Here is a 24,019-nt window from a genome sequence, read left to right as displayed (position 1 = left end):
GCAAGCGGTGGTTCTATACCCAGCGGCGTCGCAAAGCGAGGCACCCTGCCGCGACAATCGCGCCACCAGCGAGCGCCCACAGGCCTACGCCCTCACCACCGGTCTTGGGCAGTGCACCCTTGGTGATGTCGGCGACCTGAAGGATGCCGACCTTCTTTACGCAATTGGCAGCAGTGTCGGACTCAGCGCACCTATTACTGGTGATCGCTGTGCCTCCGGAGAGAACCTTGATGACTGCATTGCCGTTCTGATCCCATTCCGTGGAGAACTTGATCGGCGTGGGCAGTAGGTTATAGCCGTTCGGCGCCTTAGTCTCGATGAGGTAGTACACGCCAGGGGCGTCCAAGCCTTCGAGCTTGACGCGGCCTGTGGTGGTGGTCGTGGACTGCTTCACCACGGGGTTAGCATCAGTGTTGACGCTGCCATCTGGGTTTAGCTTCAGGTTTCCATCAGCGTCACCGCGGTGGACGGTGAACTGCGCGCCACCGAGCAACCCGTCGGTTTGGATCTTGTCCGGCGCGGCTGGATCATAGCTAACCTTCTCAAGCAGGACATCCATCTGTTTGCTCTCCAGCGGGATACAAGAGGTGTCTTTCCAACCACCCATCTCTGCCTCGTTCATGAGGCCAAAGTTGGGTTCATGTAGGCCACCCTTGGTGTAGCAGCGGGAGTTACCGGCAGGCTGACTCGGGTACCCGGCAGGGACGGATGTGCTATTCAATTTGGTTCGATCCAGCTTGAAGCGCACCGTCACCTCGTAGACGTGCTGCCCGGAGCTTCCATTGACGCCCTTGGGCTTAATGATCTTTGGAGTGTCGTTCTTGTTGAGTTCATACGGACCGGCCCCCTGGTACGACTGCGGCTGGCTGGTCTTGTTGAACTCGTCCTTGAAGACCACAGTGGCCCCAGTAACCGTGGCGGCACCAACGAACTTCGGGGTATCCGTCAGCTTTCCGTAGATCACCTCATTGGTGTCGAAGCCGGGAGCATCCGGGGCGGCTACTACGACGTTGTACTTCGCGGTATATTCATTCGCCGCACCAGGAACAGGTTGCGGTGCACTGTCGACAGCAACCTTGCTGAAGCAGGCTTCAGTAGCAACGTTGTCGCTACCGGCCTCACCATCAGTGGCTTGGAAAGCCACTTTGTTCGGGCTACACACCGTCTTGAGGTTGCCGTTTTTATCCGTTCGCGCCGGCGCAGAGACGACATACTCTACCTTCGCGTGTCCTGGAAGTGTACCAACATAGCCCATCATGTATCGGGACTCACCGTCCGCTCCGGACGGGACAGTCATGCCTGCATAAATACCGGCCCCCGGGCCAATCTCGTTAGGCCCTGGATTACGCCCGTTGACGAGTGTGGATCCAGGCCCAAAGCCTTCGAACTTAGCAGTGGGACCGGAAGCATTCACCCCATAGTGAGTATCCGTTGGTAGGTACTCCCAGAACGTGCCTCCCGAGCTGGCGTTAGCTGAGGTGTTTTCCACCGAAATGGTCCAGAAAGTACGGACCTCGCCGTTTACCACCTTGGTCTCGGAGCGTTGCTTCTTCACTGCAATGTTGGATTGCAGCGCTGGCGGCGGCGGCACCAGATCGGAAGCAGCATCCGTGTTAAATGAAGCAGGCAGGTTGTTCATTATGTTGACCAACTCGAACGTCGGACTTTCGGAGTCCGGGTTACTGATTTTTAGCTCAAAACCCAGCTGATTCGCATTCGAACTACCCGATCCAAACCCTAGGTTTCCATTGGAATAGGTCCATGCCTTGCCCCACGAGGAGGAGGGGTTGGAGATAGTGCGCCCGTCCAAAGTCTTGATTCCCGTGAGATCCCAGGTCTTGACTGCCCCGGTCTGAGTATCGATGCGTTCAAGAATCAGCTTGTCGCCGGCCTTACCTCTACTCTGGAAGCCCCACATGTACTTCTGGGCTTGCGGGAGCACCGCCCAGTCCTCCGAAAAAGACTGCTGGTTTCCGAACACGCGTTTAGCAGTGACATTATCGACATCGATTCTATAAAGGCGCCGAGTACCAGAGTTAGACGTGTTAGCCACGAAGAAACCCTCGCTGGTATACACGCCCGCGTTAAGCAGATCCCGGTCGCTGCTCGTTTCGAAAGGGGTACCGGTGCTTCCGGACGTAAGGATAGGCCCAAGGTTATGTACCACACCGGTCGCCGGATTAATCTGCAGGAGATGTCCTGCTGGGTAGCAAGGATCACCATTTTCGCCGCGAATCTGGCTCACCGCGTAGAGCCAGTTGTCGCTCGAATTGAATGCTAGAGAGTTATAAACCCATGGGGTCTTCTCGCCTACTTGCCGGTAATCGCGGCCCTGGTCGATCTGCCGGCGCAGGACAGAGGTATCGCGGGTCCGGCCTGCAGGCTCACTGGTCACAACGTAGACAGGGCTACCGTCAGCAAATTCAGCTGGGGTGAGCTCGCGCTTTGGCTGCCTGCTTGTAACCGGATCTTGGCACTCTTCTTTCGCAGGAACAGTGAAGGAAGCTGTAAACACTGTATTGTCTGGCCCGCGGTGAACACCCTTAAACTGAATCTGTGCGGTGCCACCAATAGTAATCTGCGGCAGGATGACTTGGTATTCCTTGGCGCTAATCCTTTTGTAGGTCACCTTCGCCTCATACCAACCTCCGTTGGCACCGGTGTAATAGATCGTCAGGTCATCAGGGTTAGTCGATAAATAACTGTTAACGCTGGATTTGAGGGTAACCACCGTGCCTTGCGGAATGGACAGCTGGCCGCCAAAAAGCTCACCGGACGGAATCTTAAAGTTCGGGATATATCGGCTTCCCTTAAGCACGTATCCATCGTTTACCATCGTGATGGTGCGGTCGCCTGCAGCGTACGGGGTAATGTTCGGCGCCGCCATCAGACGGGCTGGGGCCGCGTCAACGTCAGCAATATCAAGCGGCTCAGTCACCTCCGAAGGGGCTTCTAAGGCTTCGCTGGATTCAGGTGATGACGTGCTGGTAGTCTCCTCGGCTACTCCACGCACGTCGACGGACATCCCGCTCAGTTCGGATTCCTCTGCGACCGCTGGGATCTTCAGTGAGAAAGCTGCCCCTGCTGGCACGTCAGTAGAAAGGCCAGCGATTCGGAAAGTCACTGAAGAACTGGTTGATTTTACAACGAGGTTGTCTCCTTCGCGGACGGGGATCACTTCGCCGTCGATAGTCAGTGTGTAGGCCGAGCCGTCGAACTCCAGTCCTGCAGTCTCAACAGTGAATTCCAACTCCTCCACGGTTCCGGCGTCAACAAAGTGGCCTTCAAATGTTGCGGAGTCGCCAACAGTCAGGCTCAGTTGGTCTGCGGAATCAAGCTCGACACGCAACGCTGTGGTTTGTGCCTCGGCGACAGCGCCAATGAAACCTGGAAGAGCAGCCGGCGCAGCGACGCTAAAAACTAGGGCCAGCACTGCAGCGAACGCCCCTACGACGCGCCAGCGATACGCTACCGGCTCGACCAGATGAGAATCTGTCCAGGACATTACCGTCCCTCGCTTTCTGAATTCTTCCTACGGCTAAAGGCAATCATCACGAAACCAGTGGCAATCAATGCCAACGCTGCGGCTACTACACCGATTACCTGTGCACCGGTCATCGCCAATGAGCCACCATTGCCCGACGGCGTTACTGGGGTTGAGGTCTTACCGGCACTTGGAGTACCCGGCGGCGTTGTCTCGGGTTGGTGAGGTGGCTTCCCTGGTTTAGTCGGTGGATAGTTCGGAGGTGTTTGCGGGGTATCCGGGCGTGACGGCGGAGCGCTCGGAGCAGATGACGACGTGGGTGGCGTCGGCGTTTCACCCGGTTTGTGGGTCTTAGCCACGATTACTCCTGGTACTGGTTTCGGGTTATCTACCACCGTGTGGAATGGAACCGCCACCACAAACGGGTTTATCTCTCGGTAGGAATCATCCGGCGCTGTAGACGTCACCACATAGAAGCCATGAGCTAGACCATCAAACGTCACCTCGCCATTGGCATTGGTGACCAGATCCACGTGCACATCGGTGCGCCAATCACGAACCTCGTCGAGATTCGCGTTCCGTACGCGGGCTGCGTCGTCAGCGTTGGTCGGGTCCAAACCGGCAAGCCGGTCCAGATGAATTGTGACACCTTGGATTTTTCCCGAGGGCGCCTGGCCATCGTCGTTGGGATTGCCTTGTGTCAGCCGGATTGTCACTGTATCCGTAGCCGAAGTGCGTTCCGCACCAGTGGACTGCTGCCCGGCAACCTGTACCGCACCCGCAGCAACCATGCCCGGCCCAGCGAACGCAATTGCACACGCTACTCCGACGGCAACCATTCGGGCCGACCAAGTATTTGTCAACCTCTTCATCGCCTTACTCCCGCACGCTACTTTCCTCACCAATAATTTCTTGCGCTCCGGCCGCCTTCTGCCGTCGCAGCCACCACACCAGCCAGCAACCAATGACAATCACCGCAGCCAACAGTGCGTACATCCACCATTGCCAACCCGGGCCGTGGGAGCCTTCAAATACCGACTCCTCCCCCGGCTCCATAGGAACCTGATGGCCACGTACCAACAAGCGATGTGTGTTGATCCCGTACGGGGTGCAGGTAATCAGCGTGACGTAATCCTGATCGGCGACTGGCCGTAGACCATCAACCTCACTCGGCAGAACCACTTGAATGCTGTCGACGACGTACTTCAATTTGTGGCCAGCAACCTGGATGTAGAACACGTCTCCCTCGGTGGCAGAGTCGAGGTGATCAAACATCGTCGAATTTGCCAGACCCGTATGCCCCGTAATGACGGAGTGGGTTCCTGATCCGCCTACCGGCAAATCAGAACCATATAAATGTCCCAGTCCACGCTGCAGTGTCTTATCTGCGGTGCCATGAAATACCGGAAGATCAACGTCTACCTCCGGGAACACGAGGCGGGCCATCGCTTCGGTCTCACCCAACTGCTTCAAATAAGCCTCATAGTCGGGATTGTCTACCCCGATACGGTTCAGCCACGGATCCAGAATCGGACCCGACGTATGCTCCTCGTTGTATGCATGCGCAGCATCCCAAACCGAATCCTGAACCTGCGCCGGTGTCTCTTTATCCAGTCGCGCATATTCCTGCGCCACCCTTGAGGCATTCCAATTGTTCCATGCGGTCGAGACCACTGGGTACAGCATCACCAACAACCCGACGACAACGACTACCGCCGGAAGGACTAGGCCTCCACGGCGCCTGTGCCGTCGGCCTGCATTTTGGCCTACCACCGTAGTCAACGACCCGCACCACCCAAAAGAATGTCCCACGCGCTAGCGCAGCGCGACCGGGATTACAACGAAAGAGAATGAAGGGGACTGAAGTCTATACCTAGCCCAGTCCCCTCACTGGGTCGAGCACCATATTTTGATTACCCGACCCGCAGCGCAGACCATCATGGACAGTCTGCGCCACCGGAACTATGCCCGGCTATTAGTTGCGCGCGGTACGACGAGCGAACCAAGCACCAGCAGCAACAATCGCTGCGCCAATAGCAGCCAGGATGCCCACACCGGCGCCACCGGTCATCGGCAGGTTCGGGGTGTCCTGCTTAATGTTGTCGATCTCGGACACGAGGGTAATCTTGTCGTCACCGTTCAGTTCACCAATCTCCGCGATCTTGTCGCGGGTGAAGTCAATCTCAGTAACGTCTTTCTCCGGCAGCGCGTAGCCGGCCGGAGCCTTGGTCTCCTTCAGGCAGAACTTCTTGGTAGCCGGTGCTTCCTTGTTGTCCTCGAAGTCGGTGACGTGCAGGCCATCGATGGTGAAGGTACCGTCAGCGCCGGTGGTCCAATTCTCTGCGTTACCAATCTTGATCTTGGAACCCAGCTCGGAGGCCGAGGTGCACTGATAGAGCTCAAACACAGCGCCTTCCAGGACCTTGTCGGCTTCCTTGCCGTCCTTCTTAACAACCTTGAGCTTGCCGTGATAGGTCACGACCTCGTTGGTCTGGTTCTTGACTTCCTTGCCGGTGTTCGGGCTATTGAAGATGACATCAGCCTGGTTCTTCAGCTCAGTGGTGTCGCCAACCGCCTTGCGCTTAACCTCGAAGGTCAGGGACATCTTGGCACCGGACTTGACCTTGGCAAGGCCCTGCTCGGTAAGGGTTACGACAAGCTTGTTGCCGTTGGCCTTCGGGTCATTGACCGTGTAGTCACCCGCAGTGAGAACCGTATCACCAGCCTTAACCTCAGTGACCGCTTGGAAGTCCAGGCGCTTGTCCAGCTGATCCTCAAAGCGGAAGGCAGTCAGCTTCTTCCCCTCAGCCCAGGTCGGGGCATCCGCATTGATGGTGTACCGGTACTCGTCCTGGATGTTCTTGCCAGCATCCTGGACAGTCTTCTCGGTCTTGGTTTCCGTGTTCTTCGGGTATGCGATGACGTCGTAGTTCCACGAATCGGAAGACTTGTTGACCATCGGCACCGACACGATAAACGGGGCACCAGCAACGATGCCGGCCGGAGCGTTAGTTTCCTCTACCAAGTAGATGCCCAATGGCAGGTCAGTGAAAGCTGCCTTGCCGTCATCGTCGGTCTTTGCTTCTTTGGTATCCGTAGTCTTATTTTCGTCCTTGACGTCAGCAGCCGACTTCGGGAACGTTGCCCAATCACCGTTCTGCAGATCGTAATCGAGCTTGGTGATCTTGTAGGTCACGCCAGACAGAGCCTCACCCGGGACGCCCGTCATTTCCTTACCAGTGGCCGGATTAGTGGTCTCGGCGCCCTTCTTCTTGTAGAGGGTGATCGAGCCCTTCTTGGAGAAATTGATGTTTGCCTTGTTTACAGCACCCTGCTCACCGGCAGGCTGCTCAACAGCAGTACCGTCTTGCGCCAGGGCCCCCGGAGCGGAGATACCCATAGAGAGGCCAACGACGGCAGCGAAGGTAACCGAACGAGCGGTACGAGAGATCTTGTTCACGGAAATTGGTCCTTTACACGAGTTCTGAAATGAGGCACCGCGCCCCATTGGCTGTGTGCAATCCATTCCCCACGGTTCACGCACCATGACCTGACTCGTTGCTAAGAATCTTTCACCTGCCGAGAGTAGTTTTCAGGTGGAAACGTCTACGCAGGCGCCAACCTTAACTAACGATAGCCTGTGGATTACATAACTAGATGCTATCCCAGCGTGTTGGGCAAAGTCCCCGACTAAAGCTCCTCCCCCGCAAAACCGGCTAAACTTCTCAAGAATCCGCACGGTCCACCCAAACGTGAAGACTCCTTCTGCAGTTCAACTAATGCTTTCGAGACGTCATCTAGTTTCGTGTGAAATTGAACACATTGCCCCTTTAAGGGGGTAAGCCTGCTCGATTTTACACCCGTTACATAGAATGCAAGCTTCACGCAGGAGAGTAGCTTCCCAGAGAGCACCTTCCAACGACGACGAAACGAACCATATATGCTGCCAATACCACCAGGTAGAACATCCCCTTTGATGACCCATAAAAGGAAGCGTCACCAAGAGCGCTCAAGGTACCCTGAACTCATTTAGATTCTCAGCCTTCAACAGCCCACGTACCAAAGAGTTAATAGCGTTAAGATTCCTGACAAGAGCTCTCTACGTACTCTGAGCCTCGTCGACAGCACGAAGAAGCGCCGCATAGGCACCGCCGCACGCAAGCAGCTCGGCGTGGGTGCCGCGCTCGACCACGCGGCCAGCGTCGAGGACGATGATCTGGTCGGCATCGCGGATAGTGGACAGGCGGTGGGCGATGACCAAGCGGGTAGCATTCGCGCCAAGCACTGCCTCCTGGATGGCGCGCTCCGTCTCGTTGTCGAGGGCGGAGGTGGCCTCATCCAAGATGAGCACCCGTGGTTGGCGCAGCAACGTGCGGGCAAGCGAAAGGCGCTGCTGCTCACCGCCGGAGAAGCGGTAGCCGCGCGAGCCCACCACTGTGTCCAGACCTTCCGGCAGCGCGGCGATGACCTCGTCCACGCGCGCGGCGTTAAGCGCCGCCCACATCTGTTCCTCACTCGCATTCGGCTGCGCGAAGAGGAGGTTCTCCCGCACCGTGCCGTGAATCAGGTAGGTCTCCTGGGAGACCACGCCAACGACCTCCGCGCGCTGCTCAGGTGGAATATCGCGCAGGTCGACCCCGCCCAGGTGCACGGTGCCTTCGGTGGGGTCGGCTAAGCGCGCCAACAGTGCGGCCACCGTGGACTTGCCGGACCCGGTATGCCCCACTAGCGCGGTGGTGGTGTGGGCGGGGATGGAAAGGGAGACGTCGGAAAGCGCGTCGGTGTCGGTGCCGGGGTAGCGGTAGGAGACGTGCTGGAGGGTGAGGGAGGCGTCGGCAAGCTGGGCGGGCTGGGTGGCCTCGGTGAGTTCGGGCTCCAGGTCCAGGTACTCGAAGATGCGGCTAAACAGCGCCATCGACGCCACCCACTGCGCGCCCACGTTGAGCAGGCCGGTAATGGGACGGAAGATCTGGGTCTGCAGGGTGGAAAAGGCGATGAGCGTGCCAATCGTAATGCCCGGGCGCAAGCCGGCCGCCAGGTAAATCAGGGCCGGCATCACGCCGAAGATGATTTGCGTCAGCGCCATGCGCCAGCGCCCGGCCAACTGCGATTCCAGCTCCAAACGGATGAGGGAGCGGGAGGTTTTCTCAAAGCCGTCATAGACGCGCTCCTGCGCACCCAGCGTGGCCGCCAGGCGCATGCCGGACACGGACAGGTTCTCCGAAATGGTCTGCTGCAGCGTCGCCTGCGCGCGGCTGTTTTTCTCCATGAGGCTGCGGCGCAGAACGGCGGCGCGGCGGGTCAGCCACACTGCAGGCGGCAGTACCACCAGGGACAAAAGCGAGAGGGTAGGCGAAAGCGCCACCATCGCCACCAACGTAGCCACAGTCATGGTGAGGTTGCTGGCCACGGATGTCGCGGTTGTGGTCACCATGCCGCGCATCGCCGCGATGTCATTGGTCAGGCGGGACTGGATTTCGCCGCCGCGGTTATTGGTGAAGAACTGCAGCGATTGGCGCTGCAGGTTGGCAAAGACCTGCGTGCGCAGCTCGTGCATGATGGTGTGCCCCACCCGCGCGGATAAAAAGGACTGGATAACGCCAATGGCTTGGGAGACCACGGTGATGGCCAGCATGCCGCCAACCAACCACAGAAGCAGTGCGGTGTCGTGGTTGGGAATGGCCTCATCCACGGTGCGGCGCACCAAGAAAGGCTGCACCACCGTCAGCCCAGAGGTCGCGATGATGAGCGCTACCACCACAAGCAGCGTGCCGCGGTGGGCTGCGAAAAGGCCGGCCACGCGGCGAAAGGCAATCGGGTGCTGGGCCAGCTGATCGACGTCCGCCGGGTCCTTCACCGCGGTGTGCATCGGCCGAGCCATGACCTAACCGCAGGAGACGATGGGCTGCGGGTCGTAGACCGTGGTGGTGGTTTCGCGCGAAATCTCGCGGCCGGAGAGGTCCTTAATAATGCGGGTATCCGAGGTAGTAAAGCCCGGCGCGCCTGACGACGGCGAGCAATCCTCACCCACCGACATACGGGTTGGCTGGGTAGTGGCCCAGCGACCGTTGTTGACAGACTCCACGTTGTAGGTCTTCACGCCCTTGAAGCGGACGGTGATCTTGCCGCCACCGAAGCTGGTCTCAATGCGGACCGGGGTGTTCGTGGTGTTCTTAAACTGCAGGTCGATAGCACCCTCGTACACGGTAGCCTCACGGCCCGCCGGGTAGCGTGAGATGTAGTATGAGTGCGGCGTGTGCGCCACATCTTCCATGCCAGCGAAGTAGGCAGCGTTGTACAACGTGGTGGCGAACTGCGAGATGCCGCCGCCCACTGCAGTACCGGAGTGGCCATCAATAATGATGCCGGATTCCACATAGCCCTGCGCAGTACCGCGCGGGCCGGTGTAGCCGTTAAGAGAGAAAGTCTCGCCCGGGCTGACAACAGCGCCGTTTACTTCCTCCGCCACGCGGCGGATGTTCTCACCCGAAGCGCCCGAAAAGCCACCGGTAGAAAACTCAGAAACAGTGTCGTTGAAGGTTGCCTTCTCCGCCATTTCCGTGGTGTACTCCGCCGGATCCGGCTTGTAGTCCGCATCCCAGGTGCGCTCGTCGCCCTTAACGCGCTTGTCGAAATCCTTCATGGTCTTCTCCCAGTCGATAATCGAGCCATCGACCGAAGGAGTCACGTTCATCTTGCTGCCGCTGAAGGAAATCTTGGCATTCTGGCCTGGCACCTGCGAGCCATCCATGTGCTCTTCAAACAACTGCTGCGCCTTCGGGGTATCCACCTTCAGTTCCAGCTTGCCGTCTTTTGCCTCGATGGAAACAAACTGCGCGATCTCATCCTTGTGCAGCGTGCCGGAGACATTGTTCTCACCGTTCAAGGTCAGCGGGTTATCCAAAGCCTTCGCGACGTCACCGGTGCGCATTGCTTCAATCGCGTCGTCGTTAATCGCCGGCTCCACAACAACAGGAGCCACCTCAACGCCGGCTGGGTCCAACCAGTTCTCCTTCACCGACTTCTTCAGATCCGCATCATCCACGGTCTGGCCAAGGACCGGCTTAGTTGCCTTCAGACCGCCGTTGTTTAGCTCCAGCATGCCGTCCTTCGGCTCGAAGGAAAGTTCCTTCTTTACCCGTTCCAAATTGCTGTCCAAAGCCGCTGCATCAACGTCCACGGTCACCGGGATTTCCTTGGTGGATTTCACGAAGCTGTACAGGCGGCTAAACGGATTATAGGAAGCATCAGGGATACCGTCCACGGCCTTTTGATAGTTCAAAAATAAGCCGGATTCATTCGGCACCAGCTGGGATGACTTTTCTCCAGAGGTGACCGAGACAGGCTTGGTCTCGACGTCGCCAAGCTCCCGCTCCAGCTTTTCAACCGCTGCGGTGCGCTCCATTCCGGAAATGTCGACGCCGCCAACCGACGTCGCGCGCGGGACCTTGCCCTGATTCGCAACTACATCCCACCCATAGGCGATGCCTGCGATGAGGAGAAGGCCGACAATCACACCGAGTGTGATGTGCCAGCCTTTGCCAGTTTGCTTTCCTACTGCCTTTTTCACGCCTTAAAGACTATCGTTCAAGCTGAAACTTTCCTAGTAAGGTCCTGATCAGCTCTTACTATTCGGGCAATTTTCCACCCGTAAGCCGTTGGGCGGAGGCTTGCAGCTGCACATCGGTGAGCGTGCCGTCATCGAGTGCTGCGGCCACCGCATCGACAGCCGCGGGGAATTCAGCATCCGTGGACCACAGTGGCATATCCGCGCCGCTAGCCAGCGCAGCCACCACCGCCTGCGGGACGTTCATGGTGTCTGCGATAGAGGCCATGCCGCCGATGTCATCGGTGTAGATAGGCCCGCCATAGTGCAGCTGCTCGCGCGCAAGCTGGTATGCCGCGGGATTGATGGAGGCGGGGGTTTGCCCGTCGCCCAGCCCCGGCACAACGAGGTGCCCCATCATGAGTCCCGCCGCAGGAGCCGCCGGGATCGCCTCCTGGAAAGGCACAAACTCGTGGCCGTAAAGCTCCTCCAGCGGCGGAGTCACAGCCTCGCCGAGATGGGTGTCACCGGAAGCGCGGCCGTGACCTGGGAAGTGCTTGAACACAGCCTTTACTCCCGCCGATTCCAGGCCGCGGGCAAAAGCCGCGCCGTACTCGCCGGCCTGCTTGGGGTCGGTGGAAAAGGAACGGTCGCCTACTACTTCGAGTTCGCCACCATCGACGTCGAGAACCGGCGCGAAGTCCACGTTGATGCCGTGTTCTTTCAGCACGCGCCCGATCTCGGCCCCCATCTGCTCGACCTCTTCTGGGCTATGCTCGGCGGCCATCTGCGCAGGCGCGGGATGCTCGCCGAGGATTTCGGAAAAGCGCTGTACACGCCCGCCTTCGAAATCAATGGAGACTTGGAAATCGCGGCCCACTGCCGCACGCAGGGCGTTAATGTCGCGTCCTGGCTCGCTGAGCAGCGCCGGGTCTGCCCAGCTGGGGATGAAGATTCCGCCGGCGCCGGCCTGCAGTTTGGCCAGCGCGTCGTCGTAGTTCACCGCGGGCGGCATGAGCACCGATGCGGCCAGCTGGCGGCGGTCCACGGGCACAGGCACTTCCTCGCTGGGGGTTGTACTCGGTGCCGCGCTTGCCGACGCCGCACCAGGCGCCGAGCTCGACGCCGCGGGCTCCTGCGTACTTTCCGGCTGCTCGCTATCGCAGGAAGCCAGGCCAAAACCAAGCCCAAGCGTGAGGACAGCGGTAGCCGCAGTGCGGGCCGAGAACATCGGGGACGGGGAAAGTTCCATGTCTTCCAGTGTGCACGATTCCCAGCGATATGCCCGCGGAGGGGGTTAGTATGGCATCCATGAGTAACGGTGAGACGATGTTAATTGCTTACGACGGCTCCACTCGGGCAGCCCGCGCGATGGAGCACGCAGCCCGCCTGCTGCGCCCGCGCCACGTCGAGATTTTGACGGCGTGGGAGCCGATGGCCCGTCAGGCAGCGCGTGCGGTCAGCCGTACTGGCATGCACCAGTCCACGGTGGCGCCGGAAGCGGTGGAAGATGATCCGGCCTATGAGGAAGCGCTGCGGATTTGTAGGCAAGGAGTCGAGGTTGCAGAAAACCTGGGCCTTTCCGGCCGCGCCCACTTGGTGGAGTCGGTGACCACGATTGCCTCCGCTATTGTCGACGCCGCGCAAGAACTCGACGTCGATATCATCGTCACCGGCACCCGCGCTCTCAGTGGCTTCCGCGGCTGGTGGACCAACTCCACGGCCGAGCACATCGTGCGTAACGCTGGCCTTCCGGTCTTTATTGTTCCGCCCGAGTTGGACGACGACGCGGAGGAAGAAGATAGCTAAATTTCTAGCAGGTAGCTGCTAGGATGTGGGTTTATGGCACTCGAGACGGACTCCCTCAACAAGCGCACCCTCGGCCCCGCCGTGGGCAGCACCGTCGTGGGCATCGCCCTCGGCGTCATCACCATCATCGGCATCGCGCAGTTTTCTAATGCTGATGCAGTTCCGTCGGACGGTGCAGTTTCCGCTTCTGATGCCGTAATGGGCGGCCCGGAGTACGGCTCTAGGAACTAATGAATGCGCAGTCCCGCTGGCGCATAGGCGGGCTTTTAGCTCTCGCTGTTTTCGTATTTACCCAGCCCTTTGGCTTGGTTGCGGCGGATACCAAGCACGATCTCACCGCTAACCCCCTAGGCTTTCTACGCGGGGCGACCAGCGCCTATACCGAGGTCTTTACGCTCGGCCAGTTACAGAACCAGGCTTATGGTTATCTTTTCCCGCAGGGCCCGTTTTTTCTTCTTACCTCGCCGCTGCCGGATTGGGTAGCTCAGCGCTTGTGGTGGTTACTCGTCCTAGGCGTGGGCTTTTGGGGCTTCCACCGGCTGATTTATGCGTCTCTTCCTCCGCAGTTCAGAGGCCTTAGGAGGGAGGGCATTAGGCGGGAGATTTCGCCCGTCTGGCCTTTTCTTGCGGCGCTGCTGTACGCGCTTTCGCCCCGCGCGCTGACTACGATAGGCGCAATTTCCTCGGAGACCTGGCCGGTCATGCTGGCGCCGTGGGTCATCCTGCCCTTCTTGCGCCGGGAGCTAACGTGGCGCTGCGCTGCGGCAGCAGTTTTGCCGGTGGCAGCGATGGGCGCGGTCAATGCCACCGCTACCCTCGCGGCGTGTGTTCCGGCAGCGGTGGTGCTTTTGTACCGCCGAGCCTGGCGTCCCGGCCTTGTGTGGCTGGCTGGCTGCGCAGCGGTTTCTCTGTGGTGGATAGTGCCGCTTTTGGTGCTGGGGCGCTACGCCCCGCCGTTTACTGAGTTCATCGAGTCTTCCTATGTCACCACCCGCTGGCTAAACCTGCCGGAAATTCTCCGCGGCACCACCAGCTGGGCACCCTTCGTCGACACGGAGCGCGTAGCCGGATATGCACTGGCCACCCAGCCTTTCTTCGGGCTGGTCACCATGACGGTGGCAGCAATTGGCCTCTACGGCCTAGCACGACTGCCACGAGTCTGGCCGGTCATGGCCTGCGTGGGCATCGCTATCCTCGGCACCCACGCCGCCTGGTATCTCCACGCGCTCGACGGCCCGCTCGCCGCGCTAAGAAACCTCCACAAGTTCGATCCGCTCGTGCGCATCCCCCTGCTGCTCGGTTTCGCCGCGGCAACCTCCGCCCTGCCCCTGCCGCGGGTGCGGGACGAGTGGTTGCGGCCGGGGCGTCGCCAAGCGGTGGCGGTGCTGGTGGCCGCCATTGCTTGCGCGTCCTTCTCGCCCGCGTGGACTGGGCGCCTGCTTCCCAAGGGCGCCTACGAAAAGGTCCCGGAGTACTGGCACGAGGCTGCGGACTTCCTCAACACCCATGCCCAGGGCACGCGCACGCTGCTGTTCCCCGAGGCTTCTTTCGCACGCCAAAACTGGGGTTGGACACGCGATGAGCCGGCACAGCCGCTTCTCGACGTCCCGTGGGCCGTCCGCGACGCCATCCCCCTCGTCCCACCCGAGGCCATTCGCGGACTCGACGGCGTGGTGGCAGCCCTCCACGAAGATCCCGCCACCGGTAGCGCCGCGCTGCGCCGCCTCGGCATCGGTGCGGTGCTGCTGCGCCACGACTTAGCGTCTACAGAAGGCGCGAACGGCCGCGATGACTCCCCGCTGGCGGCCTGGCGCGATGCTTCCTCCTACGGCGGGCAGGTCCACTCCTTCGGCCCTGATGACGAGGTGGAGGTCATCATCCTCCCGCCTGCCGACGACGCCGTAGGCACACTGACCTCCGCCAATCCCGTCCGCGTGGCCGGCGGCGGGGAGTCCCTGGCCTTCCTGGATGCCCATGGTGACGGTTCGGCTCCTGCCTACGAGCTCGTCGATCGTGACGCCGACATCGTCACCGATACGCCCACGCTGACCGACCGCAACTACGGCACCCTCGACGGGCCCATCTCCGCGCCTTTGGCCGAGGGAGATCCCTCGACGGTGAATAACCGCCTGCGCGACTACCCCTCCGCCGGGCCGCTGACAAAGGTGGTTTCGCACGGCGGCACAGTCCGCGCTTCTTCCTCGGCTGCCGACGCCGATGCCTTCGGCGGCGCCAATCCCGCGCGCTCGCGCACCGCTGCTGTTGACGGCGAAAATTCCACCGCCTGGTGGCCCGCCCCCGGCGATACCGGCTGGCTGGAGCTAAACAAGGACCCGAATACGCCGGCGTGGCACGCGCCGGTGGTCAAGCTCATGGCCACTGCCCACACCGAGGTCACCGTGCGCTCGGGAAGCGCGAAGGTCAAGGTTAAGCTCAAGCCCTACCGCTCCCGAGAAGTGCGCGTGCCGGGTGGGGATACCCGCAGCATCCGCATCGATCTTTCCGAGCGCGTGGGCATCGCCAACGCGCAGGTCGTGGGCTCCCCCATCGAGCGCGTGGTCACCGTTCCGGCGACTTCCCCGGACGTCCACCAGTTCTTCTTCCAGCAGCTAGCCCAGGACACCCGTATCCTCATCCGTGACTTCACGGTGCCCCGCACCATGCGGTTGGAGCTGGACGCCCGCAAGCCCGTGCTTATCGACGGTGTGCGTTATAACCCCGGTGCGCACCTCACCCTCCGCTCCGGCACCCACCGCGTGCGCAGCACCGGCGGATGGATCAGCCTGCGCGAGGTGGGCTGGTCACCGGCCGCCGCCAGCAAACGAACCTCCGGCACCATCGAAGCCACGGGGCAGGACCGGCTGCTTATCACCGGCAATGCGTTTAACCCCGGCCTGCAGGGCCACCTCGATTCGGAGGCCGGCAGCATCGACCTCGCGCCGCGAGAGATCAACGCTTCCCTCCAGGCTTTTGTTATTCCCGCAGGCAGAAGCGGTAGCTTCCGCATGAGCTTTGCCGCGGCGCGTACCTATAAGGCCGCGCTTGGCTTAGGCGGCGCGCTGGCCCTGCTGACCGTGGCCGGCTGCCTGCTTTCTCTTCGCCGCCGCCCCACCGCGCCGTGGCAGCCAGACGATGGCCGCGGCGCCCACATTCTCGCTGCAGTATGCGGCCTGGGTACGCTCAGCCTGCTCGGCCTGCCCGCCGTACTCGCGGGTGTAGCTGCGTGGGTGGTGTTGAGATGGACGTCGCTAAGCGCTGCTCCTTTAGCCGCCGCCCTGACGGCGGCGGCTGGGACCATGCTTGCCCGCGCGCCGTGGGCCAGCGGCAGCTATGCCGGCGATTCGGTCCTCGTGACCTGCTTGTGCGCTGCCTCGCTAGCCTGCGTCCTGTGGCCCAGCCGCCGCGCGAACTGACCAACCAACCGCCTTCCGGGTTCTTCCACCACGGCGTAGCTAACGGCCGAGACCAGCAGGCTGCCCGCCACCGTCACCGCGAAGACCACGCAGAAGTCCACGACCTTGCCCGAAAACAACGGCACTCCCAGCAAGGGAAAGACCACCGACAACACCGCAACGTGCCACAAAAACAGCGAGTAGGACCAACGCCCCAAAGCCTGCCCCCACTGGTTGCTCAGCAACGAAGACTTCCGTGGGGCCAAAGCCACAGGCGCCATCACGCACACCGCAAAGACCGCGCCCACCATGATGCGTCGCGCGAACTCACCTGGCTCCGGATGCGCCAAACCCCGCGGGCCAAACCACTCGCGGCTAGCCAGCCACAGGCAGCCACACGCCGCCAGCCACCACGCCCACCGCATCCGCAGCGCACGTTTTAGCCACCCAGGAAACTGCCCGCGCGCAGTTTCTGCTTCAGCCAGCAGCATCCCGACTGCAAACCACGAGGCATACGCCGGCGGCCAAATCTGCGAATTCACGTCCCCCTTGGCGTAATCAGCCACGAAGGGAACAAACCCCCAGCCCCAGCTCAGTACCGCCGCCACGGCAATGGCCCACGCCCTGCGCCGCCGCGACCATCCGCGCATCACCGCCGCCAGCAGCGGCAGCACCAGATAAAACGCGAACTCCACACACAGCGACCACAGTTGCGTAAGCCCCGGCGCCAGACCGTCGACTACATAAATCTGCGTGCCCGTTAGGTTGCTGAATAGCTGGGTAGCGGTGGCGGAATGGGCGTCGGGAAGCAGTGCGAATACCAGCACCACGCACACCAGATACGCAGGCGCCAGGCGTCCCACGCGGGACCACGCATAATCCCGCGGGCTGTGCAGGGCGCGCCGGCGCCACAGCAGGAAAGCGCTCAGCGCAAAGAACACCGAAACGAAGTAATCGAAACGCTCCGCAATCCCCCAACCGGTGCCCGTTTGAAAGGAGACATGCGTGACCACAATTCCCAAAGCAGCGCAGCCTCGCATACCATCCAACTCAGAAATATGGCGGGGTAGGCTCTTTAAGGAAGAATGGGAAGCCACACTAATTTTCCTTCCTCCTCATAATGCACGGCGCACGTAAACTGATTGGAACTCTACTGTAATGAAGCGGCTGATTAACTGGAGCTCGCGGATGACGAAGGTGATCGTCGCCGCAATCGTCTTTTTGCTCCTCGGTTCTGTGCTGCCGCCGTTGTACAACAATCAAGCCCGGCCGCTGCCAGATGACTTAAACTTCACCATCGACACCGCTCCTACCCAGGGCCCAGCAATCAACGTCAGCCGCGCTGTGCAACACAAGAAGCCAGCGGATACCCATGGCAACCCTGACTGCGATGCCAAGGATGCTCCACTCTATTGCTATGCAGAGGAACGAGACGTTTCGCTCAAACGCACCACCCGCACCTCGCCTACTGCCGACGACGCCGTGGCTTCCGCCGATTCCCTCCTCCAGGTCACCTCGAATGGCCAGACTATCGCGGAGATCAAGGAAAACTCTCTGCTCAACCGCGAATCAGCTTATCCGGTAGCAGGGCCCAATAGCTCACAGCAGGTTGATATCGCCCCGCTGAATATCTCTGCGGCAGGCCACGACTTTTCGCGCGATGGCATCAGCTACTTCTTCCCGGCTAAGGCGGAACAGCGCAGCTACCCGTATTTCGATCCGATGACGCAGACCACAGCGCCCATCGACTTCACCGGCACCGAAAAGCGCGAGACGATTCCGACCTACATCTTCCACCAGGAAATTGAGCCGGTTGCCTTGGCCTATTCGCTGGGTGTCTTGCAGCAGCAAACCCCCGATGAGAAAGCCACACGCACGAGCCCAGAGAAGCTACAGCGCTCCGGCCCGGCGCAGGCGATGTTCGATGAGGAGTCGCTGCGCCGCTTCGGGCTGGACCCCACCGAGCACGTCAGCCTCGAGCCTTTCTACACGGTCACGCGTGACGTCTGGGTAGAACCAACCACCGGCACCATCGTCGATGCTCATGAGGACATAAAGATTTTCCTCGCCACCGACCAGGACCAGGCGAAGAAGATGGTTGCCGAGGACGACACTGCCGACCGCTCCCTCTTCCAGGCCAACTTGAACTGGTCCGATGCCACCAAGAAGGAACGTTTGGACACGGTGCGCACGACCATCAACAACGTGAAGATTCTCAGCATCGTCGGCTGGTTAGGCAAGGTCATCGGCGTTATCTTGCTGGCCTATGCCGCCTTTATGTACATGCGCCGCCACCGTGTCGGCGCCTAAACCCGCGCGCCGCAGATCCGCGCGCCGCAGGTCCGCGCGCTGGGGCCTAGGGCTGTGGGGCGCCCTGCTCGTGGTGGCAGTGTGCTGGCCGTTTTTCCTGCCCGGCGAGTTGGTCTGGCGCGATATGGTTCTACTCCACAACCCCGGTTTTACCGCCTCCAACTTTGGGCTGGGTTCGCTGCCCGCGCGTAATGCGCCCCAGGACGGCGCGTTAGCTTTGCTGGGCGGTGATTGGTTCGCACGCGTGCTCGTCACCGCTTCTGCAAGTGCTAGCGCATACGTTGCCGCGAAGTGGGCCCGCACTTCGCTTTCCGCCGCCGCTGCGATGGCTTGTGCGGTGGCCAATCCTTTCATCGTCGAGCGCCTGCTCCTGGGGCACTGGTCCCTTGCGATTGCGGGATGGCTCGCGCCAGTTCTTGCATGGGCGTGCCTGCACAAGCGCGCGATTCCCGCGTGGCTGAGTCTGTGGGCAAGTTCCCTTACTCCCACCGGCGGCGTATTCGGCGTGCTAATCGCCCTTGTTACTGGCCGTTTCAAGCTCGCCGCGGGTGGCGTGGCGCTGTGCCTGCCGTGGCTGGTGCCGGCGATTACCAACAACGCAGTTCCCGGTCCGGCTGCCGCGCAGGTGGCTGCATTCGCGCCTCGCGCGGAAGCTGGCGTGGGCACCGTCGGCGCTCTCCTTGGTCTCAGCGGCATCTGGAGCGCCGACGCCGTTCCCGACTCCCGCCACCACGGCTTTGCGCTCGCAGGGCTCGTGGTTGCAGCTGTTGCGCTGCTCGGCGCCCGCCGCCTCGCCCCCGCTTGCCGACGCCCCCTGCTCCTCCTCGCCGCCGTAGGCCTCGGCAGCGCGCTTATTTCCTGGGCTTGCCCCGGCGCACTGGCGTGGCTGATTGAAACGGTCCCCGGCGCGGGCCTGCTTCGCGACGCCTCCAAGCTAACGCTACTTGCCCTACCCCTCTACGTCGCCGGTATCGGCGCCCTGCCTAACCTCCCCGCGGCCTTGGCACTCCTCGCCTGCCTGCTTCAGGCTCCCGACACTCCACGCGAGCTAGCTGTCCTCACGCCACGCCCCAGCGGCATTGATCACCAGCTCGTCGAAGAGCTAGACGGCCGGCTAGCACTCTTCCCGCAACGCCCCTCCCTCGTCACTTTGTCCGACGGCACCACCGCAGTCGACCCGTATTCGAAGGCCGTGAACAAACTGGAATCCGGCGAACTGCGCGTCGACGGCGTTGTGGTCGACCAAGCCCAGCCCGCCTACCGCGCGGCGCTGCAAGCTTGGCAGGACCAGGACTTAGATAAGCTCGCCCAACTCGGCGTGGGCGCGGTGGTTGTTGACGGCCGCATCGTCGCCGAGCCACCCGCCCCCGCGCCCAAGGTTCCGTGGGCTCTTACCGCCGCCTGGGTGGCCAGCCCGCTGGCCTGCTTAGTGCTCTGGCTGCTAGTCCGTCCGGGCCTTCTGGCTACCCGCCGTCGCACGAGCGGTCTGCGTTAGCAACTTCTCAAAAGCGCGCCCCGTCTTCTCCCAGGAGTAGTGTGCTGCCAGCTCACGGGCATTCTCGCCCAACTGACGGCGTAAATTCGCATCCGCAACAAGCTCGCGGACTGCCCGCACAAACTCTTCCTCGGTATCGACCAGCACGCCAGTCTGGCCCGGGATGACGCTATCGCGCAGCCCGAAGGAATAGCCCACCGTCGGCACACCGTGCTGCGCGGCCTCCATCACTGCCAGCCCCCAGCCTTCTTTGCGCGAGGGCATGAGGTGGACGTCGGCAAGCGCAAGCAAAGCGTGCTTATAGTCCTCGGTAACCTGCCCGCGGAAGCGAACCCGCGAGGCCACTCCAATGCGCTCGGCGTACTCACGCAGCTGCGCTTCCCACCAGCCGGAACCGATGACGTCGAGGACCGCGCCAGGCATCTTTGCCACCGTGTCCATCGCATGTTCAATCTGCTTGTGCGGAACCAACCGCGAGAGCGTCACCAGATGGATGGCCGTCTCGCGTTGCAGGGTCGGCACATGTTCTGGCAGTGGGTCGACACCATTTTCGATGATGTGCGCGCCTTTAATTCCCAGCTCTTCCAAATCCTGCTTCGAAGCCTGCGAGACCGTTACATAAGGGCTATTGCGGTAGACACTTGGCGCAACCTTCGACTCCAAGAACCATCCCAAACGCGCCAAGAGCGGGCCCGCAACCGGCCATTGTTCGCGATGACAATGATGGGTGAGCAAAACAGTTGGCGCTTTCGAGACCAGTTTGGCGAAGAAAGGAATGCCGTTCTGGGTATCGACGATGACATCGATGTTCTTGGCGTCGCCAAGCCCCAAGCGCCCGGCCAAAATGGCTAGCCACGCGCGCGGATACACGCTGAACTTGGCACCGCCGCGAGAATATAAAAAGCCTTCGCGATGCTCACGCTTTGCAGCATTCATGTGCCGCGCGGTGCGGAAGACCACCTCGTGGCCTTGCGCCGCCAGATACTCCCCGACGCGCTCCAGATAGCGTTCCGAGCCACCGCCCTGCGGGTGGGTGGAATCACGCCAGCACAGTAAAAGAATCTTCATGTCGAACTACTAGCCTAGTGGGTTATGAAACAAACCCGTGCCTTGGCCACGCTCGCGCGTTCGTGGCGCCTGCTACGTTCTTTCCGCTTTGAGCAGACTGCGCCGGAAATTTTCTACGGCGGTCTGGCCGAAGACACTGCACTGCTCATCGACGCCCTTTGCCACGACGTCGGCACCCAACTCGCCGGCGCGCGCGTTCTCGACGTAGGCGGCGGCCCGGGCTATTTCGCAGAGGCCTTCGCCCGCCGCGGGGCGCGCTACTTTGGCGTTGAGCCCGATGCGGGCGAGATGTCGGCCGCGGGAATCCAGCTGACCAACGCGGTGCGCGGAGATGGCACGCAGCTGCCCTTTGCTGCAGATACCTTCGACATCACCTACTCCTCCAACGTGGCCGAACATATCCCGCATCCGTGGGATATGGGAGAAGAGATGTTGCGCGTGACCAAGCCCGGCGGATTGGTTGTGCTCAGCTACACCGTGTGGCTGGGCCCCTTCGGCGGGCATGAGACCGGCCTGTGGGAGCACTACGTCGGCGGCGCCTTCGCCCGCGATCGCTATACCCGCCGCCACGGCCACCTGCCGAAGAACGTCTTCGGCACTTCGCTTTTCGCGGTCTCTGCCCGCGAGGGCCTTAAGTGGGCGGAAGCTATCACCAGCAGTGGCGCCGCACCTGGCGGCGCCTCAGTGGATAGTTCGACGCTAGTAGCGACGTTCCCGCGCTACCACCCCAGCTGGGCGTGGTGGGTCACGCGGGTGCCCGTCCTGCGCGAGTTCCTTACCTCAAACCTCGTCCTCGTGCTACGCCGCTGAACCCGATTCCCCGCAAAATGTATCCAATTCAAACGTTCGGAAACATTGTTTCCGAACACGTTCGTCGTGGGTAAAAATAACTACAGCTGCACCATTGTTTGACCTACCATTTGCCCGAAATAACACAAAGGGTCTGGCTCCGATGCACGATCGGAACCAGACCCTAGAGGCCCAAACAGCCTGACGTCAGCCTCTTCAGCAATCAGCTAACTGTTTTAGAGTTAGCCAATCGCGGGAAGTAAGAAGATTAGGCGTTTTCCACGCGGGACTTCAAAGCATTAAACTCGTCCCACACCTCGGAAGGAACGCGGGAGCCCAGGAAGTGCAGCCACTCGGTATTGTCTTCCATGTCTCCAGCCCAGTCGGAAGCGTTGACGGACAGTGCCTCGCGGACATCTTGGATATCGAAGTCGAGGCCCTCGATGTCGATGTCCTCAGCGCGAGCGGTGTGGCCGACGACGGTCTCGACAGCCTCAGCCTTGCCCTCGATGCGATCCACAATCCACTTCAGAACGCGGGAGTTCTCACCGAAGCCCGGCCACAGGAAGCGGCCATCCTCACCACGGCGGAACCAGTTGACCAGGAAGATGGACGGCATACGGTCGCCACCCTTTTCGCCCATGTCAATCCAGTGCTGCAGGTAATCGCCAGCGTTGTAGCCGATGAACGGCAGCATAGCCATTGGATCGTGGCGCAGTGCGCCGACCTTACCCTCTGCGGCAGCGGTCTGGCCGGAAGCCAGCAGGGAGCCGATCATCGTGCCGTGGTTCCAGCTGAATGCCTGGGTAACCAGTGGAACAGTATCTGCACGGCGGCCGCCGAACAGGATGGCATCAATCTTGACGCCCTTCCAGTCATCGAACTCTGGTGCGGCGGTCGGGCACTGGGTAATCGGAACGCAGTAGCGAGAGTTCGGGTGTGCCGCATTGGTGGTGGACTCAGGGGTCCAGTCATTGCCGAGCCAGTCGATGAGGTGGGCTGGAGCCTCGCCCATGTCCTCCCACCAGACATCGCCGTCGTCGGTAAGCGCAACGTTGGTGAAGATGGTGTTGCCCGGCTCCATGGTCTTCATGGCAATCGGGTTGGAATCGTAGTTGGTGCCCGGCGCAACGCCGAAGAAGCCGTTCTCTGGGTTGACGGCGTACAGGCCGTCCTCGCGCAGGTGCATCCACGCGATGTCGTCACCGACAACCTCTGCGGACCAGCCCGGGATGGTCGGGGTGATCATCGCGAGGTTGGTCTTGCCACAAGCAGACGGGAAAGCCGCCGCAACGTGGTAGTTCTTGCCCTCTGGGTTGGTCAGCTTCAGGATGAGCATGTGCTCAGCCATCCAGCCCTCTTCTTTGCCCATAACAGAAGCGATACGCAGCGCGTAGCACTTCTTGGCCAAGATGGCGTTTCCGCCGTAACCGGAACCATAGGACCAGATTTCCTTGGTCTCTGGGAACTGGGTGATGTACTTGGTCTCGTTGCACGGCCAAGCCACATCCTCCTGGCCCTCCTCCAAAGGAGCGCCTACAGAGTGCAGAGCGTGCACGAAGTCGCCGTCCGCACCGATCTTCTTCAGGGCCTGTGCTCCCATGCGGGTCATGATGCGCATGGACAAAACGACGTACTCGGAGTCAGTCAGCTGCACACCCAGCTTTGGCTCTGGGTCGCTGATTGGCCCCATGCAGAAAGGAACGACGTACATGGTGCGGCCCTTCATGGAGCCGCGGAATGCCTCCGTCATCTCCTCCTTCATCGCCGCCGGCGGTGCCCAGTTGTTGGTAGGGCCCGCATCTTCCTCAGACTCAGTGCAGATGAAAGTGCGGGACTCCACACGCGCGACGTCGGAAGGGTTAGAGCGAGCCAAGTAGGAGTTCGGGCGCTTTTCCTCGTTCAGCTTGATGAGCGTGCCCTTTTCGACGAGCTCGCCTGCCAGACGATCTGCTTCTTCCTGGGAGCCGTCTACGAAGACCACGCGCTCCGGCTGGAAGAGTTCAACACTTTCGCTAATCCAAGAAATGAGCTTTTCGTTGCTCGTTGGCAACTCGCCGACGAGGCCTTTAATGGTGGCGGTCATCTAAGAATCTCCTAGTGGTCCGGTTCGTGAGGATTTTTAC

16 protein-coding genes are annotated in these 24,019 nt (G+C 60.9%); 6 read left to right on the top strand and 10 right to left on the bottom strand.

The window, feature by feature from the left end:
• Positions 1 to 13: 13 nt before the first annotated feature.
• From WM42_RS08040 to WM42_RS08015, 7 genes are all read right to left on the bottom strand, one after another.
• On the bottom strand, positions 14 to 3,505 hold the full coding sequence (locus tag WM42_RS08040) for a DUF6923 family protein (RefSeq protein WP_062036909.1): 3,492 nt from the start codon (positions 3,503 to 3,505) through the stop codon (positions 14 to 16).
• Positions 3,505 to 4,356 carry an isopeptide-forming domain-containing protein gene (locus tag WM42_RS13035; RefSeq protein WP_082787656.1) on the bottom strand — a complete coding sequence of 284 codons (852 nt, stop codon included), beginning with the start codon at positions 4,354 to 4,356 and terminating at the stop codon, positions 3,505 to 3,507. The genes WM42_RS08040 and WM42_RS13035 overlap by 1 nt, the downstream gene beginning before the upstream one ends.
• Before the next feature lie 4 nt (positions 4,357 to 4,360).
• Positions 4,361 to 5,266 carry a class C sortase gene (locus WM42_RS08035; RefSeq protein WP_235591237.1) on the bottom strand — a complete coding sequence of 302 codons (906 nt, stop codon included), beginning with the start codon at positions 5,264 to 5,266 and terminating at the stop codon, positions 4,361 to 4,363.
• Between the two features lie 193 nt (positions 5,267 to 5,459).
• Positions 5,460 to 6,944, bottom strand: a complete 1,485-nt coding sequence (locus WM42_RS08030) for a SpaH/EbpB family LPXTG-anchored major pilin (RefSeq protein WP_062036902.1) — start codon at positions 6,942 to 6,944, stop codon at positions 5,460 to 5,462.
• Positions 6,945 to 7,583: 639 nt separating this feature from the next.
• Positions 7,584 to 9,365, bottom strand: a complete 1,782-nt coding sequence (locus WM42_RS08025; RefSeq protein ID WP_062036899.1) for an ABC transporter ATP-binding protein — start codon at positions 9,363 to 9,365, stop codon at positions 7,584 to 7,586.
• 3 nt (positions 9,366 to 9,368) lie between these two features.
• Positions 9,369 to 11,054, bottom strand: a complete 1,686-nt coding sequence (locus tag WM42_RS08020) for a VanW family protein (protein ID WP_201057355.1) — start codon at positions 11,052 to 11,054, stop codon at positions 9,369 to 9,371.
• Between the two features lie 58 nt (positions 11,055 to 11,112).
• A complete protein-coding gene (locus tag WM42_RS08015) occupies positions 11,113 to 12,282 on the bottom strand; it encodes a glycoside hydrolase family 3 N-terminal domain-containing protein (RefSeq protein ID WP_235591236.1) in 1,170 nt (389 codons plus the stop codon).
• A 59-nt stretch (positions 12,283 to 12,341) separates the two neighbouring features.
• On the opposite strand from WM42_RS08015, the gene WM42_RS08010 reads away from it, so the two are divergent.
• The 3 genes from WM42_RS08010 to WM42_RS08000 are packed head-to-tail and all read left to right on the top strand — an operon-like array spanning position 12,342 to position 16,252.
• Positions 12,342 to 12,839 carry a universal stress protein gene (locus tag WM42_RS08010; RefSeq protein ID WP_061925158.1) on the top strand — a complete coding sequence of 166 codons (498 nt, stop codon included), beginning with the start codon at positions 12,342 to 12,344 and terminating at the stop codon, positions 12,837 to 12,839.
• Positions 12,840 to 12,872: 33 nt separating this feature from the next.
• Positions 12,873 to 13,070: a DUF2613 domain-containing protein gene (locus tag WM42_RS08005; protein WP_061924980.1), complete on the top strand. Its 198-nt coding sequence runs from the start codon at positions 12,873 to 12,875 to the stop codon at positions 13,068 to 13,070.
• Positions 13,070 to 16,252: an alpha-(1->3)-arabinofuranosyltransferase domain-containing protein gene (locus WM42_RS08000; RefSeq protein ID WP_062036892.1), complete on the top strand. Its 3,183-nt coding sequence runs from the start codon at positions 13,070 to 13,072 to the stop codon at positions 16,250 to 16,252. The genes WM42_RS08005 and WM42_RS08000 overlap by 1 nt, the downstream gene beginning before the upstream one ends.
• Here WM42_RS08000 and WM42_RS07995 read toward each other — a convergent pair.
• Positions 16,168 to 17,328, bottom strand: coding sequence for an acyltransferase family protein (locus tag WM42_RS07995; protein WP_235591235.1), 1,161 nt, complete (start codon positions 17,326 to 17,328; stop codon positions 16,168 to 16,170). The genes WM42_RS08000 and WM42_RS07995 overlap by 85 nt on opposite strands.
• A 61-nt stretch (positions 17,329 to 17,389) precedes the next feature.
• Here WM42_RS07995 and WM42_RS07990 point away from each other — a divergent pair, with 61 nt between their 5' ends.
• The gene (locus WM42_RS07990) at positions 17,390 to 18,541 is read left to right on the top strand and encodes a PorA family protein (protein ID WP_062036886.1); all 1,152 of its coding nucleotides are present in this window, start codon (positions 17,390 to 17,392) and stop codon (positions 18,539 to 18,541) included.
• Complete coding sequence (locus WM42_RS07985) at positions 18,528 to 20,036, top strand: MmpA family trehalose lipid delivery protein (RefSeq protein ID WP_235591234.1); 1,509 nt, start codon at positions 18,528 to 18,530, stop codon at positions 20,034 to 20,036. The genes WM42_RS07990 and WM42_RS07985 overlap by 14 nt, the downstream gene beginning before the upstream one ends.
• Here WM42_RS07985 and WM42_RS07980 read toward each other — a convergent pair.
• Complete coding sequence (locus tag WM42_RS07980) at positions 19,983 to 21,104, bottom strand: glycosyltransferase family 4 protein (protein ID WP_062036883.1); 1,122 nt, start codon at positions 21,102 to 21,104, stop codon at positions 19,983 to 19,985. The two genes, WM42_RS07985 and WM42_RS07980, sit on opposite strands and share 54 nt — an antisense overlap.
• Before the next feature lie 24 nt (positions 21,105 to 21,128).
• On the opposite strand from WM42_RS07980, the gene WM42_RS07975 reads away from it, so the two are divergent.
• Complete coding sequence (locus tag WM42_RS07975; RefSeq protein ID WP_062036880.1) at positions 21,129 to 21,914, top strand: class I SAM-dependent methyltransferase; 786 nt, start codon at positions 21,129 to 21,131, stop codon at positions 21,912 to 21,914.
• 247 nt (positions 21,915 to 22,161) lie between these two features.
• On the opposite strand, the gene WM42_RS07970 is transcribed toward WM42_RS07975, so the two are convergent.
• On the bottom strand, positions 22,162 to 23,979 hold the full coding sequence (locus WM42_RS07970; RefSeq protein WP_062036876.1) for a phosphoenolpyruvate carboxykinase (GTP): 1,818 nt from the start codon (positions 23,977 to 23,979) through the stop codon (positions 22,162 to 22,164).
• Positions 23,980 to 24,019 lie beyond the last annotated feature (40 nt).

It is taken from the genome of Corynebacterium simulans, assembly GCF_001586215.1.
GTDB lineage: Bacteria > Actinomycetota > Actinomycetes > Mycobacteriales > Mycobacteriaceae > Corynebacterium > Corynebacterium simulans.
Note: the sequence above shows the minus strand (reverse complement) of the source record. Positions and strands in the feature narration are given on the sequence as shown.